The 17622-nt window shown below is 63.6% G+C and carries 18 protein-coding genes and 1 tRNA gene; 11 read left to right on the top strand and 8 right to left on the bottom strand.

The features are described 5' to 3' along the window. The first annotated feature begins 31 nt into the window (after window positions 1-31). Entirely contained in the window at window positions 32-1846 is a 1815-nt protein-coding gene (locus tag ACTJK6_RS03820) for a methyl-accepting chemotaxis protein (RefSeq protein WP_440838378.1), read from the top strand. Window positions 1847-1858: 12 nt separating this feature from the next. Here the strand turns inward: ACTJK6_RS03820 and ACTJK6_RS03815 are convergent, their stop codons facing one another. Both ACTJK6_RS03815 and ACTJK6_RS03810 read right to left on the bottom strand, forming a co-directional pair. Then, the gene (locus tag ACTJK6_RS03815) at window positions 1859-2563 is read right to left on the bottom strand and encodes an MOSC domain-containing protein (protein ID WP_440838377.1); all 705 of its coding nucleotides are present in this window, start codon (window positions 2561-2563) and stop codon (window positions 1859-1861) included. Beyond that, window positions 2560-3264: a glutamine amidotransferase gene (locus ACTJK6_RS03810; RefSeq protein WP_440838376.1), complete on the bottom strand. Its 705-nt coding sequence runs from the start codon at window positions 3262-3264 to the stop codon at window positions 2560-2562. The genes ACTJK6_RS03815 and ACTJK6_RS03810 overlap by 4 nt, the downstream gene beginning before the upstream one ends. 347 nt (window positions 3265-3611) lie before the next feature. On the opposite strand from ACTJK6_RS03810, the gene ACTJK6_RS03805 reads away from it, so the two are divergent. After that, window positions 3612-4007, top strand: coding sequence for a hypothetical protein (locus ACTJK6_RS03805; RefSeq protein ID WP_440838375.1), 396 nt, complete (start codon window positions 3612-3614; stop codon window positions 4005-4007). Continuing rightward, window positions 4004-4462 carry a DUF2846 domain-containing protein gene (locus tag ACTJK6_RS03800; protein WP_232042468.1) on the top strand — a complete coding sequence of 153 codons (459 nt, stop codon included), beginning with the start codon at window positions 4004-4006 and terminating at the stop codon, window positions 4460-4462. Before ACTJK6_RS03805 ends, ACTJK6_RS03800 begins: the two co-directional genes overlap by 4 nt. Window positions 4463-4534: 72 nt before the next feature. On the opposite strand, the gene ACTJK6_RS03795 is transcribed toward ACTJK6_RS03800, so the two are convergent. After that, entirely contained in the window at window positions 4535-5347 is an 813-nt protein-coding gene (locus ACTJK6_RS03795; RefSeq protein WP_232042469.1) for an inositol monophosphatase family protein, read from the bottom strand. A 134-nt stretch (window positions 5348-5481) separates the two neighbouring features. Here ACTJK6_RS03795 and ACTJK6_RS03790 point away from each other — a divergent pair, with 134 nt between their 5' ends. After that, window positions 5482-6366 (top strand): RNA methyltransferase, encoded by an 885-nt coding sequence (locus tag ACTJK6_RS03790; RefSeq protein WP_440838374.1) that lies wholly within the window; start codon window positions 5482-5484, stop codon window positions 6364-6366. 147 nt (window positions 6367-6513) lie between these two features. Then, a complete protein-coding gene (gene cysE / locus ACTJK6_RS03785) occupies window positions 6514-7260 on the top strand; it encodes a serine O-acetyltransferase (RefSeq protein WP_232042471.1) in 747 nt (248 codons plus the stop codon). A 29-nt stretch (window positions 7261-7289) separates the two neighbouring features. On the opposite strand, the gene ACTJK6_RS03780 is transcribed toward cysE, so the two are convergent. Genes ACTJK6_RS03780 through ACTJK6_RS03765 form a run of 4 tightly spaced genes read right to left on the bottom strand, consistent with a single transcriptional unit; the run spans window position 7290 to window position 9919 of the window. Further along, the gene (locus tag ACTJK6_RS03780) at window positions 7290-8108 is read right to left on the bottom strand and encodes a UDP-2,3-diacylglucosamine diphosphatase (RefSeq protein ID WP_440838373.1); all 819 of its coding nucleotides are present in this window, start codon (window positions 8106-8108) and stop codon (window positions 7290-7292) included. After that, window positions 8105-8611 (bottom strand): peptidylprolyl isomerase, encoded by a 507-nt coding sequence (locus ACTJK6_RS03775; protein WP_024976009.1) that lies wholly within the window; start codon window positions 8609-8611, stop codon window positions 8105-8107. Before ACTJK6_RS03775 ends, ACTJK6_RS03780 begins: the two co-directional genes overlap by 4 nt. A gap of 30 nt (window positions 8612-8641) precedes the next feature. Further along, entirely contained in the window at window positions 8642-9214 is a 573-nt protein-coding gene (locus ACTJK6_RS03770; protein ID WP_045204296.1) for a peptidylprolyl isomerase, read from the bottom strand. Window positions 9215-9268: 54 nt separating this feature from the next. Next, complete coding sequence (locus ACTJK6_RS03765) at window positions 9269-9919, bottom strand: tetratricopeptide repeat protein (protein WP_322016506.1); 651 nt, start codon at window positions 9917-9919, stop codon at window positions 9269-9271. A 253-nt stretch (window positions 9920-10172) separates the two neighbouring features. Between ACTJK6_RS03765 and cysS the strand changes: the two genes are divergently transcribed. The 6 genes from cysS (at window position 10173) to ACTJK6_RS03735 (ending at window position 16462) form a co-directional block, all read left to right on the top strand. After that, window positions 10173-11564: a cysteine--tRNA ligase gene (gene cysS / locus ACTJK6_RS03760; protein ID WP_440838372.1), complete on the top strand. Its 1392-nt coding sequence runs from the start codon at window positions 10173-10175 to the stop codon at window positions 11562-11564. After that, window positions 11549-12433 carry a DNA-3-methyladenine glycosylase family protein gene (locus ACTJK6_RS03755; RefSeq protein WP_322016508.1) on the top strand — a complete coding sequence of 295 codons (885 nt, stop codon included), beginning with the start codon at window positions 11549-11551 and terminating at the stop codon, window positions 12431-12433. The genes cysS and ACTJK6_RS03755 overlap by 16 nt, the downstream gene beginning before the upstream one ends. 86 nt (window positions 12434-12519) lie before the next feature. Continuing rightward, window positions 12520-13488 (top strand): acetyl-CoA carboxylase carboxyltransferase subunit alpha, encoded by a 969-nt coding sequence (locus tag ACTJK6_RS03750; RefSeq protein ID WP_009238448.1) that lies wholly within the window; start codon window positions 12520-12522, stop codon window positions 13486-13488. After that, the gene (gene tilS, locus ACTJK6_RS03745; protein ID WP_440838371.1) at window positions 13457-14875 is read left to right on the top strand and encodes a tRNA lysidine(34) synthetase TilS; all 1419 of its coding nucleotides are present in this window, start codon (window positions 13457-13459) and stop codon (window positions 14873-14875) included. Before ACTJK6_RS03750 ends, tilS begins: the two co-directional genes overlap by 32 nt. 96 nt (window positions 14876-14971) lie before the next feature. Further along, complete coding sequence (locus tag ACTJK6_RS03740) at window positions 14972-16222, top strand: aspartate kinase (RefSeq protein WP_045204290.1); 1251 nt, start codon at window positions 14972-14974, stop codon at window positions 16220-16222. 146 nt (window positions 16223-16368) lie between these two features. Beyond that, a tRNA-Ser gene (locus ACTJK6_RS03735) sits at window positions 16369-16462 on the top strand. A gap of 186 nt (window positions 16463-16648) precedes the next feature. Here the strand turns inward: ACTJK6_RS03735 and fabI are convergent. Continuing rightward, window positions 16649-17443, bottom strand: coding sequence for an enoyl-ACP reductase FabI (gene fabI, locus ACTJK6_RS03730; protein WP_440838370.1), 795 nt, complete (start codon window positions 17441-17443; stop codon window positions 16649-16651). Window positions 17444-17622 lie beyond the last annotated feature (179 nt).

Below are 17622 nucleotides of genomic sequence, written 5' to 3'. Positions count from 1 at the left end.
CGTGCTTGCCTGCCCGGATTCCGGAGACAAGATGGACCGCATTTTGAAGAACACCAGCGTGCGCGCTGGCCTGCTGGCGATTCTGATCACGTTTGCACTGATGATCGTGGTCGGGGCGGCGGTGGGTGTGCTGGCCCTGCGCACCACCAACACTGCCACTGAACGCGTGCATGAGATTTCTGACCGCAGCATGCTGTTGAACGACGCGTACAAGGACATGCAACGTGCCCGCACCGGCATGTCGCGCCTGTATAGCGTCCTGCGCGAGAACATGGATGACGCCGCCAAGGCGGCAGCGCTTGCCAGTTCGGAGAAAGGGCTGAAGAAATCCATCGCGCAGGTGGAGGCATTCAAGAATGCGCCGCCCATCGAAGGTGTCGACGAATCGCAGCACCAGGCGATCGTCCAGGCCGCACAGACGCACATCGAAGCCGTGCAGCGCGCCCTCGCGGCCTTGCGTGCCGGTGATGCCGCAGCCTATGCCCCGATCAACTACAAGGACGTGACCGATACCGGTGCGGCGTGGTCGGTGCAGATCGAGAATTTCCAGCAACTCGTGAAGAAGCTGGCCAAGGACGAGGCTGACAATGGCCGCGCGCGTTATGAAACGATTCTGAAGTTCGTGGCACTCGGTATTGCGATGGCACTGGCGCTGATCGTGGCGGTGTTCTACGGGCTCAGGGCTTTTGTGATCACGCCGCTCAACGAAGCCGTGACCGTGCTGAGCCGCGTGGCTGAAGGCGATCTGGCGGTGCACGTCAAAACGGGTGGCCGCAATGAACTCGGCCGTCTGCTGGCCGCTGTGGGCCGCATGCGCGAAAGCCTGGTGAACACCGTGCGCCAGGTGCGCAACAGCTCGGATTCGGTCAACACCGGCGCGCACGAAATCGCCAGCGGCAACCTCGATCTGTCCACGCGCACCGAGCAGCAGTCGGCCTCGCTGGAGAAGACCGCCGCGAGCATGGAGCAGATGACCTCCACGGTGACCAACAATTCCGAGAATGCCCGTCAGGCCAGCGCGCTGGCTTCGAATGCGGCAGACCTGGCTTCGCGCGGCGGCGACGTGGTGCGCGGCGTGGTGGCCACCATGGATGACATCAGCGCAGGCTCGCGCAAGATGGCCGACATCATCGGCGTGATTGACGGCATTGCCTTCCAGACCAACATCCTGGCGCTCAACGCTGCCGTGGAAGCCGCTCGCGCTGGCGAGCAAGGCCGCGGCTTTGCCGTGGTGGCTGGCGAAGTGCGCGCGCTGGCTCAGCGCAGTGCGGCCGCTGCCAAGGAGATCAAGACGCTGATCGACGATTCAGTGTCGCGCGTGCAAGCGGGCCACACGCAGGTCGCGCAGGCCGGCGAGACCATCACCGAAACGGTGGAGGCCGTCCGCCGCGTCGCCAATATTGTTGAAGACATTGCTTCCGCATCGGCCGAGCAGACGCAGGGCATCCTGCAGATCGGCCAGGCCGTGACGGAAATGGAGCAGGTGACGCAGCAGAACGCCGCGCTGGTCGAGCAGGCCGCTGCCGCGGCACAGTCGCTTGAAGAACAGGCGCAGAACCTCACGCAAGTGGTGTCGCAGTTCCGGTTGGACGGGGCAGAGACCGCCGCGATGGCTTTGACAAAACCAGAGAAGGCTATCAAGCCTGCGGCCAAGGCCGCAGCAAAGCCGGTCAGCGCGGCCAAGCCCCCGCGCGCGGCTCTGCGCAAGCGTGAACCGAAGATCGCTGCTCAGCCGGCAGCGTCTGCGCCGGTCGCACCTGCCGCACCTGCCGCAGCTGCTCCCGCCCGCAAGCAACCTCTGGCCGTGGCCGGTGGCGGTTCCGACGCCGATTGGGAAACGTTCTGATCGGTTGAGAACTCAGGCATCGAGCGCTGGGCCATCAATGCGTTTGGCCCAGCTTTCCACCTCGCCGCGTGCGAGGCGGCCCTCCACCAGCTTGCGCCATGACGGCGTAAGCGGCAGCGTCAGCATCTCGGCCAGCGCCGCACGATCGAGCATGTTGCGGTAAAGCACGTCGAGCACACGCGCCAGCGGCCATTGCGGCCATGGGCGCTCAAGCCATTCGAGCGCATCACCGGCGCGCAGTGTGCCGTCTTCCAACACCCGGTAGTACCAACCGGTGCGCCCTGTGTTCTGCACGCGGCGCGCCATGTCACGCGCGTTGAAGCGGTCGTTGAGCTTCCAGCATGGCTGACGCAGTTGCGATACCTCCAGCACCACGCTGCCCGCACGCAGGCGGTCACCCACGCAGATGTCGGCTTCGGTGATGCCCGTCGTGCTCAGGTTTTCGCCGAAAGCGCCGGGCTGTGCGAGCAGGGGCTGCGCGCCGATGTCCGTTTGCCAAGCCGCGTAGTGGTCGAACGGGTAGTGGTGGATCGCCTTGTCGGGGCCGCCGTGCACCCGCAAATCGCCTTGCTCATCACCGACGATGCCGTTGACGTCTACCTTCACCGCGTCGCTCACCGGGCGCTTATCGATGGCGCTGCGTGAGCCCGGACGCGTGTAATCGACAGCACGGCCGGTGAGGAGGGTATCGATGCGAATAGGGCCAGGCAGCGTCATGCCGCCTCCGCGCCATCCAGCCAGGCGATGAAGACTTCGCGCGCGCGTTGCGCCAGGCGTTCCGCAATTGCCGGTGCCTGAGCACGCAGCGCGCGCGGGTCGATGCCTGCGGCACTGAGCTCCGCCGCATGCCCGATCAACCAAGCTTCCAGCTCCTTCAGATTTGCCTCCAGATGGAATTGCAGCCCCAAGGCGTGGTTGCCAATGGCGAAGGCCTGCTCTGCGCAGACTGCCGTGAATGCCAGCCGTCGCGCGCCCGGCGGCAAGTCGTATCGATCGCCATGCCAGTGCAGCACTGGCGTGCCGTCGGCCAGCGGTGCGAGCGGCGAGTCTGCGCCTTCGGCCGTGAGCGTGATGGGCGCAAAGCCGATCTCCTTCGCGCCCATCGGCTTGACCGCCGCACCCAGCGCCCGTGCCATCAACTGCACCCCCAGGCAGATGCCAAGCAACGGCTTGCGTGCGGCCAGTCGCTGCGCAATGGCGGCGGCTTCCTCGCGCACGAACGGATACGTTGCATCGTCGTATGCACCGATTGGCCCGCCCAGCACGATCAGCAAATCGGCCGCTGCCATGTCGTCGGCAGGCACAGGCTGCACGCCCACGTCCACGGTGCGCACGGTGTAGCCGCGCGCTTCCAGCAGAGGCTGCAGGATGCCGAGATGCTCGAACGGAACGTGGCGCAGAGCGAGGGCGGTTTTCATGGCTGGCGATGACAGTTGTAGGCGAATCGCATTGTGATTGAGGGGCGCCCGTTGCAAAACCCGTGCGGGTGGCGAGGGTTTGTTTTGCGGCATCGGCGCGGTGTGGTACAGGCTTGACGATGCCGCGGCGGTTTGCCGCGCACGCTCCTCTGCACGCAACGCGAAAGGCTTCGGCTGCACGGCTTGGACATGCGCACTAAGTGCTGCTTATATCGGTTGTTAGCAACGTGCATTGCAACCCCCACGAAAAACTCGATTCGAGGGGATGTCAGTCTCGCGTCATCTCATTAACATCGCTCCCCACAGAGTGCCGCCTCGGTACCGATAAGAAGATTCTGGAGGGAGTTGTGCAGAAGCCAATGCTGCATTGGGTTGCGGCGTGCATTGCCGTGGCTTGCCTGGGCGCGTGCGCGCCGATGGTGTCCACCGCACCGGCCACGCTGGCCATCGACAACGCGACAGTCCCGTCGCGCATTCAGTTCAAATCCTCAACCGAGATACGCCTGGAGACCGGCTATACGCGCACGCTTGCAGCCGGCTCCACCTGGCAGCGCGTGGGTACGCTGCCGCAAGGCGCTGTCTATCGCCCTGTCGGCACGATCTTCACGATTGAAGGCCGCCAGGTCCACGAAGCCTATCTCGTGATCGCCGGTCAACGCCTGGTCGGGTTTTACCTGCCCGGCGAGCAGGCGTACTCCCCGCTTTCCACGGCTGTATCCATCACAACAGGAGAATCACAATGAAGGGAGTTTTGCGCGCACTGGCTTCGGCCATCGGTATCACCGTTCTGATGGCGGGCTGCGCATCGGGCGTGAAGTATTCCGAGATGGCTTCGTCGATTCCGACGCTCAAGCAGGATCAAGGGCGCGTGTACTTCTTCCGCTCGTCGTCGCTGATCGGTGCGGCCCTGCAACCGGACATCAAGCTGAACAACGAAGTGGTCGGTCAATCCAAACCGGGTGGCTTCTTCTTCGTTGACCGGCCGGCCGGCAAGTATGTCGTGTCAACGGCTACCGAGACCGAGAAGACGCTGAGCTTCGCACTGGACGCCGGCGAGACAAAGTATGTGCGCACGTCGCCATCGCTGGGTCTGATTGTCGGTCGCGTGGTGCCGGAGCTTGAAACGCCGGAAAAGGCGCAGGCCGAACTGCCGTCGTTGAGCTTTGCGCCAAACCAGCCTCCGGTCACAAAGAAGTAAGCCGGACGGTGAAAAAAAGCCCGCATGAAGCGGGCTTTTTCTATCGGCGCCTACTGGCAAGCAGCGCACCGATCAAACCTCAGCTTTCGACCGCGAGAACGGCGAGGTGATCTTGATCATCTGCACGAAGGCCTTCGGGTTGCCGGCCAGGATTTCACCCTGGTCGAGGTAGCCCGATTCGCCGGTGTAGTTGCCCACCAGACCACCCGATTCCGTCACGAGCAGCGAGCCGGCGGCCATGTCCCATTTGCTCAGGCCCTGCTCGAAGAAACCGTCGAGGCGGCCGCAGGCAACGTAGGCGAGGTCTAGCGCAGCAGCGCCGGGGCGACGCAGGCCGGCGCAGTTTTCCGTCATGGTCGCAAACAGGCGGGTGTAGTCGTACAGGCCTTCCATGTCGCGGTAGGGGAAACCTGTGCCGATCAGGCAGTCGGCCAGCTTATCGCGGCGCGTGACGCGGATGCGGCGGTTGTTCAGGAACGCGCCGGCGCCCTTGGAGGCGGTGAAGAGTTCGTCGCGCGTCGGGTCGTACACCACGGCCTGGGTGACGACGCCACGCTGCATCAGCGCGATGGAAACGCCGTACTGCGGGAAGCCGTGGATGAAGTTCGTGGTGCCGTCGAGCGGGTCGATCACCCAGACGTTTTCGCTGATCGTTTCGCCGTCGGCCCAGGATTGGCCGGACTCTTCCGCTAGAATCGCGTGATCGGGGTAGGCAGTCTTGATGACTTCGATGATCGCCGCTTCAGCTGCGCGGTCGACTTCGGTAACGAAATCGTTGTGTTGTTTGCGCTCGGTGCGCAGGCTATCGACGTCGAAGGACGCGCGGTTGATGACGGTGCCGGCCTTGCGAGCAGCCCGGACGGCGATATTGAGCATCGGATGCATGTGGGATCTCCGCGCCTGGCGCGCCGATTTTTCGAAAGCGGCCGCAGGCGAAACAACACAACGAATTGTAGAAGAACGAGCGGCGGGCCAATCTCGCGATCCTGCCCGCCGTCAAAAGAGTGGCCGTATTGTATATGAACCCCGCCTCCGGCGCCCCGCGAATTGCGCCAATGAGCACCCCAAGCACCACCCCCGCCGACCCGGAAACGCTGCACCAGCGCGCCGCGCGGTGCCGTTTCGTGCTGGTTGAGACCAGCCACCCCGGCAATGTCGGCTCCACCGCACGTGCGCTCAAGACGATGGGGTTTGGCGAGCCCGGCAGCTTCGTGCTCGTGCGCCCGCGCGAGGCCGACGCCCAACGCCACGCCGATGCCGTTGCCATGGCAAGCGGTGCCGATGACGTGCTGGCCGCCGCCCGTGTGGTAGACGACATTGGCGAAGCGCTGGCCGGCGCCTCGCTCACCATCGCATTGACTGCCCGCCCGCGTGAATTCGGCCCGCGCCGCATCGGCCCGCGTGCCGCGGCAGAAGAAGTGGCCGCATTGCTGGCCGCGCCGGACACCGCCGTCGCGTTCGTCTTCGGCAATGAACGATTCGGTTTGCCCAACGAGGTGGTGGAGCGCTGCCACGTCGTCACGCACATTCCAGCCAACCCGGCGTATGCCTCGCTGAACCTGTCGCAGGCGGTGCAGTTGATTGCGTACGAGGTCCGGATGGCGCTGCTGGCCGGCACGGGCACGGGCGACACCCGCATGGAAGGCGTCGGCTTTGTCGGCGAGCCGGCCACGGCCGAGCAGATCGACGGGATGTTCGAACATCTGGAGCAGGGCTTGGTCGAGATCGGTTTTCTGGACCCCGCCCAGCCGAAAAAGCTGATGTCGCGCCTGCGGCGGCTGTTTGCCCGCACGCAGTTGGAGACCGAAGAGGTCAACATCCTGCGGGGGATTGCCAAGCGCATGCTGGGCCGCCGCGCCGCAGCCGCCACGCCACCCACCGGCGCTGCCGACGACTGTCGCTGACCACGCTGAACGCCGCCCGTTGTTGATCGACCTGGGCGGCATCCCCTGCATGTTTGGTTAAAACCCTTGCCGCAGCACGGTAAGGCAATGCCTTACACTGCCCTCAGCGCATCGCGCATATAGAAATAACGATCCACACACCTCAAGATGTTCACACGCATTCGCGAAGATATCGGCGCCATCATGGAGCGAGACCCGGCCGCGCGCAGCCGCTGGGAAGTGCTGACCTGCTACCCAGGTCTGCACGCCATCATCGTCCATCGGATCGCGCATGCGTGTTGGCATGGCGGCTTCCGCTTGCTTGGGCGGTGGTTCTCGCACCTCGGGCGCTTTCTCACCGGCATCGAGATCCACCCCGGCGCGACAGTCGGCCGGCGCGTGTTCATCGACCACGGCATGGGCGTCGTGATTGGCGAGACGGCCGAGATCGGTGACGACTGCACGATCTACCAGGGCGTCACGCTGGGCGGCACGTCGCTATACAAGGGCGCCAAGCGGCACCCGACGCTCGGCAAGGGCGTGGTGGTCAGTGCGGGCGCCAAGGTGCTCGGCGGCTTTGTCATCGGGGATGGGGCGCGTGTTGGGTCCAACGCGGTCGTGCTTAAGCCGGTGCCGCCGGGTGCAACGGCGGTTGGCATACCGGCGCGCATCATCGAGCGCGATGTCGCTACCGAAGCCCGGTCTGCGCTCAAGCAGGAGTTTTCCGCGTATGGCATCACGCCCGATGCGGACGATCCGGTATCGCTGGCGCTCAAACGGCTGATCGACCACAGTGAGCTTCAGCAGGAGCGCATCGAGTCGATTCTTTCTGCGCTGGATCGCCTGGGCGCGCACCTAGAGAACTCCCCGAACGACCCGTTCGATGCGAGCGAGCTGAAGCGGATGCTCAAGTAAGCAAGGTCAGGTGGGCAGGTGGCGGCGGCTTATGTCGTCACTTGCTCGACCGTCAGCGTGCCGTCTTGCAGTTTGAGGAAACTGCCGCGCGGTTGCCCTTGCTCGAAATCCCAGTCGGAAAGGACCCAGCGGCTGCCGCTCGGCTCGTGATGCAATTGCGGGCGGTGCGTGTGGCCGTGGATGAGCGTGGATGTGTTTGATGCCTTGAGCAGTGCGTCCACCGCCTCTGGAGCGACGTCACCCATCATCGCGGCGGCGCGGGGCTCGCCGGCGACATTGGCGGACACGGCGCGGCCGGCTTCGCTCTCTGCGCGCATCTTCTGCGCGACCTTCAAGCGCCAGCGCAGCGGCATCGCCAGGAATATCCCTTGAACCCAGCGCTTGCGCGTCCAGTGGCGAAAGCGCATGTAGGCCGTGTCGCGCGTGCAAAGGGCGTCGCCGTGGGCAAGCACGATGCGCGGGCCATCGTCCGCTTGGAGCACGGTGGGGTCGGGCAACAGCGTCGCCTGCGCGGCCGTCAGAAAACGCTTGCCGAGCAGGAAGTCGCGATTGCCGTGCATGAACAGCACGCGCGTGCCGGCCGCGGCCAGTTCGGCGAGCAGGTTGGCGATGTGCCGGTGGAACGGATCAGTCAATTCTTCATCGCCGACCCAGTATTCAAAGAAGTCACCCAGGATGACGAGCGTGCGTGCCTCGCGGGCGCGCGTGCGCAGGAAGCGCTCGAACGCGGCGGCGGTGGCCGGCATGCTGGCCGTCAGGTGCAGATCCGAAATAAAAAACACCGGCCCGGAAACCCGGACCGGTGTCTTCAGCGCGGAGGCCTGTGCGGCGTGCGCTGCGTCGATCATTCGATCACTTCAGCGCTTTCGATGATCACGTCTTCCATCGGTACGTCCTGGTGGAAGCCGCGGTTGCCGGTGCGCACGGAGCGGATCTTGTCGACCACATCCATGCCTTCGGTCACCTTGCCAAACACGGCGTAGCCCCAGCCTTGCGGCGTCGGCGACGTGTGGTTCAGGAAGTCGTTGTCAACCGTGTTGATGAAGAACTGGGCCGTGGCCGAGTGCGGATCGTTGGTGCGTGCCATGGCAATGGCGCCGCGCTCGTTCTTCAGGCCGTTGTTGGCTTCGTTGTCGATCGGAGCCTTGGTGGGCTTCTGGTTCATCTTCTCGCCCGGCTCAAAGCCGCCGCCCTGGATCATGAAGCCCTTGATGACGCGGTGGAACACCGTGCCGTTGTAGTGGCCATCCTTCACATAGGCGACAAAGTTGGCAACCGACTTCGGTGCCTTCTCAGCGTCCAGGGCCAGGGTGATGTCGCCGTGGTTGGTGTGCAGCTTGACTTGGGTCATGGTGAATTCCTTGGGTGGGGCAAAAATGCGTTACTTGGAGACGACGGTGGCCGATTCAATCACGATCGGCTTCACGGGCACATTCTGGTGCGGGAACTTGGTGGTGGTTTCCACCGCCTTGATCTTGTCGATGGTGTCGGTGCCATCGACCACCTTGCCGAAGACGGTATAGCCGTAACCGTCCTGACCAGGGTAGTTGAGCATGTTGTTGTCGACCACGTTCACATAGAACTGCGCGGTGGCGGAGTTCGGATCCATGGTGCGCGCCATGGCGATCGTGTACTTGTCGTTCTTCAGACCGTTCTTCGATTCGATTTCGACCGGCGGGCGGGTGTCCTTCTGTTTCATGTCAGCCGTGAAGCCGCCGCCCTGGATCATGAAGCCGTCCATCACGCGGTGGAAGATCGTGCCCTTGTAGAAGCCGTCCTTCACGTACTGCAGGAAGTTGGCGACCGTCTTGGGTGCCTTATCCGGATATACCTCAACGGTGAAGTTACCCATCGACGTCTTGAACTGGACGCGCGGCGCGGACGCGGTGGCTGCGGTGGCGGTTACGGCCAGTGCACACACGAGCCCGGCAAAGAGGGAGCGAATACGGAGCATGGTCAGGAAGAGAGAGCTTGTGGGTGGGAAAAGCAGGATCGGGGCCGCGTCTTCTTATTGACGCTTCGCTGGCTTGGCACTCACGCCGCTGGCTGCGGGCAGCGTGGTCGTGGCGGGTTTCGACGAGGGATGCACGCCAGGCAGATCAGGCAGGGCATCCAGACGCGCGCGCGCGGTGGCGTTCTTCGGATTCAGCTTGATCGCGCTCTGGTAGGACTGTGCTGCCAGGCGGACGTAGACGTCGCCAAGGTTGGATTGCGCTAGCGCATTCTCCGGCGCCACGCGGTTCGCCATGATCAGGTTGTCGCGAGCGCGGAGTAGCTCACCGCGCTCGGCATACAGCGCGGCCAGGTTGATGTACGGCTCGGGCAGTTCCGGGAAATCCTGTGTCATCTGACTGAAGGCGACGATGGCATCGTCGGCGCGGCCCAGGCCGGCAAGTGCCACGCCTCGCTGGAAGCGTGCCTGCGCGTTGCGCGGCTGGGAGGCGACGTCCTTGTCCAGTTCGGCCAGTGCCTCGGCGTATTGCTTCTTGGCCAACGCGTCGTCGATGCGCTTCTGGCGCGCGACCTGCGGCGCTTGCTGCGTGCTGGGCATCAAATCGGCCGGCAAGGCAAAGCCGGCGGTCTGGGCGAAGGCCGGTGCCGCCGACATGGCAAGCAGGCAAGCCAGGGTGGCAGCGGTCTGACGCAGCGGTCTGTTCATGAGAATCGGTTCCGTTATACTCCGCCGCATTCTAACAAACCGTCTTTGTGCGCAGCAGCGGCCGTGCGCGCCAGGAAGGGTTCTTGACGGGGAGCATGCCAGACGCACTGGCAGGCCGCCCCGTCAGCGCAGTTCCGGTAAGATATGCCGCTAGTTTTGCAGGCGCCGCGCCGGCGCCGATTGCCTCCAATTTGGTCCGCCCGCAACGTTGCACATCGCATGCGCGGCGCGCTGAGTCTCCCGACACCGCTTCATGGAATCACTCAAGATCTACAACACGCTCGCGCGTGAGAAACAGACGTTCGTCCCCATCGAGCCCGGCCGCGTGCGCATGTACGTGTGCGGGATGACGGTGTACGACTACTGTCACGTGGGGCATGCGCGGGTCATGGTGGTGTTCGACATGGTGCAGCGTTGGCTGCGTGCGGCAGGTTACGAGGTGACCTACGTGCGCAACATCACCGACATCGACGACAAGATCATCAAGCGTGCGGTCGAGAACGGCGAGACGATGAGTGCGCTCACCGGCCGCTTCATCGCCGCCATGCATGAAGACGCCGATGCGCTTGGCGTGCAGCGCCCCGACCACGAACCTCGCGCCACCGAATACGTGCCGCAGATGCTGAAGATGATCGGCAGGCTGCAGACGAACGGTCTCGCCTACCAGGCCACCGACGGCGACGTGAACTACGCCGTGCGCAAGTTCCCCGGTTACGGAAAGCTCTCCGGCAAGTCGCTCGAAGACCTGCGCGCCGGCGAGCGCGTGGCAGCCAACGATGCCAAGCAGGATCCGCTCGACTTCGTGCTGTGGAAGTCGGCCAAGGCTGACGAGCCGGCCGAGTCGCGCTGGGCCTCGCCATGGGGCGAGGGGCGCCCTGGCTGGCACATCGAGTGCTCGGCGATGAGCTGCGAACTGCTGGGCGAGCATTTCGACCTGCACGGCGGTGGCGCCGATCTGCAGTTTCCGCACCATGAAAACGAGATCGCCCAGTCCGAAGGCGCGACCGGCAAGACGTTCGTCAACACGTGGATGCACAACGGTTTCGTGCGCGTGAATGACGAAAAGATGTCGAAATCGCTCGGCAATTTTTTCACTATCCGTGACGTGCTGAAGGTGTACGACGCGGAGGTCGTGCGTTTCTTCATCCTGCGCTCGCACTATCGCAGCGACCTGAACTACAGCGATGCGCACCTTGACGACGCGCGTCATGCCGTCACACGTCTGTACACGGCGCTAAAGGATGTGCCGGCGGCCGCGGGTGCGAAGCCCGACTGGAGCGAGTCGCATGGCAAGCGCTTCCTCGAAGCCATGAACGACGACTTCAATACGCCGGTCGCCGTGTCGGTGTTGTTCGAGCTGGCGAGCGAAGTCAACAAAACGCGCTCGCCCGAGCTGGCCAACCAGCTCGCTGCGCTGGCAGGTGTGCTGGGCCTGCTGGGTCGCGATCCGCATGCGTTCCTGCAGGGCGGTGTGTCGGCCGATGGCCTGGACGCCGCAGAAGTGGAAGCGCGCATCGAAGAGCGCCGCGCGGCCAAGGCTGCCCGCGACTTCGCCCGTGCGGACGGCATCCGTGCTGAGTTGCTCGCCGCTGGCATTGTTCTGGAAGACAAGCCGGGTGGCGTGACCGAATGGAGACGCGCATGAACGCGGTGGCCAAGAAAGCCAACGTAGTGCGCAGCACCGCCGCCAAGAAAACGCCGGCGGCGAAGGTGCCGTCTGCCAAGAAGGCGGCTGTCAAGAAAGTCGATGGTGTGGCGAGCAAGTCGGTCGCCGGCAAGAGCGCACCGATCAAGGCCGCCAAGGCGCCGGCCAAACGCGCACCCGCGAGCAAGGTGCCGCTGCCTGAAACGCTCGCCGCTAGCGAGGCGCTGCCTGTACCGGCGGAAGTGGTGCTTTCTGGCCCACCCGAGTATTGGCAAGAAGCTTGCGCAGACCTGATGAAGCGAGACCGCATCTTGCGCAAGATCATCCCCACGTATGGCCCTGCGCACTTGGCGTCGCGCGGCGACCCGTTCGTCACGTTGGCGCGATCGGTCGTTGGTCAGCAGATTTCAGTCAAGGCTGCGCAGTCGGTGTGGGAACGGGTGGTGGCTGTGTGCCCCAAGCTCGTGCCTTCCCAGTTTTTGCGTGCCGGCCAAGAGAAGCTGGCGGGTTGCGGGCTGTCCAAGCGGAAGGCGGAGTACATCCTTGACCTCGCCGATCACTTTCGCAACGGCACAGTGCACGTCGCCAAGTGGGCCGAAATGGACGATGAGGATGTGATCGCCGAACTGACGCAGATTCGCGGCATCGGCAGATGGACGGCGGAGATGTTCCTGATGTTCAACCTGATGCGGCCGAACGTGCTGCCGCTGGACGATATCGGGCTCATCAACGCGATTTCACAGAATTATTTCAGTGGCGAACCCGTCACTCGCAGCGAAGCGCGTGAAGTGGCTGCCAACTGGGAACCGTGGCGCACTGTGGCCACTTGGTATATGTGGCGCAGCCTCGACACGGCGACCACCTATTGATCTGTTCATTTCGATGAAACGGAGCGCGTCGCCGGGCGGTCAAAATCCGGTAGAATGCGCGCCTTCAAGAGCCTTTCAGAAGATCCATGAAAACAACCTTCCTGGAGTTCGAGCAGCCGATCGCAGAACTTGAGGCGAAGATCGAAGAACTTCGCTTCGTACAAGACGATTCCGCTGTCGACATTTCTGAAGAAATTTCCCGCCTGGCTTCCAAGAGCCAGCAGCTCACCAAAGATCTGTACGCCAACCTGACGCCATGGCAGGTCGCGCAGATCGCCCGGCACCCGCAGCGTCCGTACACGCTCGATTACGTCCGCGAGATCTTCACCGACTTCCACGAACTGCACGGCGACCGCACCTTTGCGGACGACTTGTCGATCGTGGGCGGTCTGGCACGCTTCAACGGCCAGGCTTGCATGGTGATCGGTCACCAGAAGGGCCGCGACACGAAGGAGCGCGCGCTGCGCAACTTCGGCATGTCCAAGCCTGAGGGTTACCGCAAGGCCAAGCGCCTGATGGAACTGGCGGACAAGTTCGGCCTGCCGATCTTCACGTTCGTCGATACGCCGGGCGCATTCCCCGGCATTGACGCAGAAGAGCGCGGTCAATCCGAAGCCATCGGTCACAACCTGTTTGTGATGGCCGGTTTGAAGGTGCCCCTGATCGCCACCATCATCGGTGAAGGTGGTTCGGGCGGCGCACTGGCCATCGCCATGGGCGACTCTGTGATCATGCTGCAGTTCGCCACCTACGCCGTGATTTCGCCGGAAGGCTGCGCGTCGATCCTGTGGAAGACCGCAGAGAAGGCGCCGGAAGCCGCTGAGGCCCTGGGCCTGACCGCGCATCGCCTGAAGGCGCTCGGCCTGATCGACAAGATCGTCAACGAGCCGCTGGGCGGCGCGCACCGTGATCCGAAGGGCATGGCGACGATGCTCAAGCGCGCGCTGGCAGAATCGCTGCGCCAGTTCCAAGGCATGAAGACGTCGGAACTCCAGGCGCGCCGTCACGAGCGCCTGATGGCTTATGGCAAGTTCAAGGAAACCGAAGGTCGCTGATTCGTCGGCTGATCTCGTCAACAAGGTCGCACAACGCGTTGCCGCGTGTGCGGCCTTTGTTGCTTTTGGCGGGGCCGAAGCACCGACCGTGGCGATTGCCCTGTCGGGCGGACGCGATTCTGCCGCGCTGCTGCACGCGTGTGCGGCGTGGCGTGATGCGGGTGCCCACGTGCAGCTCGTTGCGCTGCATATTCACCATGGCTTGCATGCCGAGGCCGATGTTTGGGAATGCGCCAGCCAACGCATGGCAGAAGCAGCCGGCGTCGCGTTTCATGCGCGTCGTGTCCATGTGGAGATCGATGCGGGGCAGGGGGTGGAGGAAGCGGCGCGCGAAGCCAGATACGCCGCGCTCGAAGCGCTTTGCGCCCAGGCAGGCGCCTCCATTTTGCTGACGGCGCATCATCAGGATGACCAAGCTGAAACGGTGCTGCTGCAATTGATGCGCGGCGCTGGCCTCGACGGCCTCGCAGCCATGCCGATGGCTCGGGCGGGCGCTGTCACATTGCTGCGTCCGTGGATCGATGCGCCGCGCAGCGAGATCGAGTTGTACGCACATACGCACGCGCTCAGCTGGGTCGAGGATCCGTCCAACGCCGACGCACGTTACGCACGGAATGCGCTGCGTCCTCTGCTTGTGGGCATGGCGGATCATTTCCCGGCGTATCGCGAAGCGCTGTCGCGCAGCGCTGGACACTTGGCGGATGCAGCTGCGCTGATCGACGAGATCGCACGGGCCGATTTGATGCAGATCTCCGCAGAGGATGGGTTGGATGTGGGCGCGTTGAGCGCACTATCCGTGCCGCGTCAGCGCGCGGTGCTGCGTGCCTGGTTGGCCGATGCGGGGGTGCGCGCGCTCTCCACGCGTCGCCTTGAGGATCTGCGTACGCAACTGGTCGACGCGCGCGACGATGGGGCGCTTTGCATTGAATTGCCTGCGGGACAAGTTAGGCGCTATCGCGGCGTTGCGCGAGTCGACGCTGGCACCGGCGACGCATCGGATCTGGTCGCGTTGGCCATTGAGGCGACGCAATTTGAACCGACGCATCCGGCTGAGCAACGCGTGAATGTGGCCGCATGGGGTGGGGTGCTGTCGTTTGCACCCGTGGCACGCGATGGCATCGCTGTGCAAACCTTGCAAGCACCGCTGTTGCTGTTGCCGCGCCGCGGTGGCGAACGCATCGTGCTGCGCCCGGGAGGGCCGTCCCGCGCGCTCAAGCAGGCGTACCAGGAGGCTGGCATTCCTGCCTGGGGGCGCCAGCGCTTGCCGCTGCTATATGCGGGCGACTTCCTGGTGTTTGCGGCCGGGTTGGGAATGAACCGAGCGGCCCTCCACAGCGGCGCAGGCTGGCAGGTCACATGGTCTGCCGCTACCGAGGGTGCGCCCTGATACACATCGGCAGCAGTGAATTGCTTGCCGATCGATGCAAATTGCTGTATTTTCAAAAGCTTTTGCACCGCTTCGCCTCCTCCTGATCTTTCCAAGATGGCTCTCATCGTTCACAAATACGGTGGCACCTCGATGGGTTCGGTTGAACGCATCAAGAATGTCGCCAAGCGCGTTGCCAAGTGGCACCGTGCCGGTCACCAGATCGTGGTCGTTCCGTCGGCCATGTCTGGCGAAACCAACCGCCTGCTGGGCATGGCCAAAGAGATTTCGGCCCAGCCCGACCCGCGTGAACTCGACATGATTGCCTCGACTGGCGAGCAGGTGAGTGTGGGTCTGCTGGCCATCGCGCTGCACGCCGAAGGCATTGACGCCCGCAGCTACACGGGCTGGCAAGTGCCGGTGAAGACCGATTCGGCCTACACCAAGGCGCGCATCCAGTCGATCGACGATGAACGCGTACGCGCTGATTTGGACGCTGGTCGCGTGGTCGTCATCACCGGCTTCCAAGGCATCGACAGCGAAGGCCATATCACCACGCTGGGCCGTGGCGGTTCGGACACCTCGGCCGTGGCGGTTGCCGCTGCGCTCGAAGCCGACGAATGCCTGATCTACACCGACGTGGATGGCGTCTATACGACTGACCCGCGCGTGGTAGACGACGCCCGTCGCCTGGACAAAATCACCTTCGAAGAGATGCTGGAAATGGCCAGCCTCGGTTCCAAGGTGCTGCAGATTCGCTCGGTGGAGTTTGCCGGCAAGTATCGCGTGAAGACCCGCGTGCTGTCGTCGCTGACCGACCCGCTGATGCCGCTCGACGTTGAGATGAACTCGGGCACGCTGATTACTTTTGAGGAAGATTCGAACATGGAAGCCGCCGCCATTTCCGGCATCGCCTTTGCCCGCGACGAAGCCAAGATCACCGTGATCGGTGTGCCGGACAAGCCTGGCATCGCTTATCAGATCCTGGGGCCGGTCGCCGACGCCAACATCGACGTCGACATGATCATCCAGAACCAGTCGGTGGAAGGTAAGACGGACTTCACCTTCACCGTGCCGCGTGGCGAATACCAGCGCGCCCTGGCGATCCTGAACGACAGCGTGAAGGCGCATATCGGCGCGGCCAGCGTGTCGGGCGATCCGAAGGTGTCGAAGGTTTCGGTGGTGGGTGTGGGCATGCGCTCGCACGTGGGCATCGCCAGCAAGATGTTCCGCACGCTCTCGGAAGAGGGCATCAACATCCAGATGATCTCCACCTCGGAAATCAAGATCTCGGTGCTGATCGATGAGAAGTACATGGAGCTGGCCGTGCGCGCGCTCCATAAGGCGTTCGAGCTGGATCAGGCGTAATCGGCTGAGCTGAGACCGGATGGCCGGGTGGCGACCCAGGGCCACAGATTCTCATCGCGTGTCATGCAGTTGTCGTTGACCGGGTGGGGTGAAGTGGCTAGAATACGCGCTTCGTTGCACGGGCTCCTTCGTGTGACGCAAGTTTGGGAGACGTGGCCGAGAGGTCGAAGGCACTCCCCTGCTAAGGGAGCATCCGGGCCAAAACCTGGATCGAGGGTTCGAATCCCTCCGTCTCCGCCAGTTTGGCGCTTCTCGCGGGAAGCGCACACAACAGGCGGATGCGAGTCGAGCTGACGTGACGGCTCGCATTGCACTGCACGTCAAAAAAGCCCGCATGGTTTGCGCCATGCGGGCTTTTTCTTTTGTCTGCTCCGCACGCATGCGCCTTCCGAAGATGGCGCGCGCATGCGTTAGTGCATTAACGCATCAGCCTTGGCCGACGACGTCCGGCACACCGGCGGTCACGTTGAAGCCACAGTCCACGTACGTGATCTCGCCAGTCATGCCGCTGGCCAGATCCGACAGCAGGAACGCCGCCACGTTGCCCACCTCCTCGATGGTGACGTTACGGCGCAGTGGTGCCACGTCTTCCATGTACTTGAGCAGCTTGCCGAAATCCTTGATGCCGGACGCGGCGAGCGTCTTGATCGGGCCCGCCGAGATGCCGTTGGCGCGGATGCCCTTCGGACCCAGCGCGCTGGCCAGGTAACGCACGCTCGCTTCGAGCGACGCCTTGGCCAGGCCCATCGTGTTGTAGTTCGGGACCACGCGCTCAGCACCCAGGTAGGTCAAGGCCAGCAGCGAAGCATTTGGCGAGAGCATCGGCAGCGCGGCCTTTGCCAGCGCCGGGAAGCTATACGCCGAGATGTCGTGGGCGACGCGGAACGATTCGCGCGACAGGCCATCGATGAAGTTACCGGCAATCGCTTCGCGCGGCGCAAAGCCGATCGAGTGCACCAGGCCGTCGAAATGACCCCAGTGCTGGCCAAGATCTTCGAACACCTTGGCGATCTGTTCATCGCTGCTGACGTCGCAATCAAACACCAGCTTGCTGTCGAACTCGGTGGCGAATTCAGTAATGCGGTCCTTGAAGCGTTCGCCGACATAGGTGAAGGCCAGTTCCGCGCCTTCGCGCTTACAGGCGTTGGCGATGCCGTAGGCGATCGAGCGGTTGGACAGAAGGCCGGTAATCAGAATGCGCTTGCCAGCGAGGAATCCCATGGTTTCTCCGTACAAATGTGGGGCAACGTCGCGCCCGTATGTTGTTTGGGTTACTCGTCACTGCGGTCAGGCAGCGGCGGTATCCCGGACGCGAGGCAATTAGGTGGGCGCGATCATACCGGAAAGCGCGGGGCGGCTCCGCATTTGCGCGGTGCCGCACGACCGGCTGCCAGTCTTGT

Source organism: Ralstonia sp. 22086, assembly GCF_052045975.1.
In the GTDB taxonomy this organism is placed as follows: domain Bacteria; phylum Pseudomonadota; class Gammaproteobacteria; order Burkholderiales; family Burkholderiaceae; genus Ralstonia; species Ralstonia wenshanensis.
Note: the sequence above shows the minus strand (reverse complement) of the source record. Positions and strands in the feature narration are given on the sequence as shown.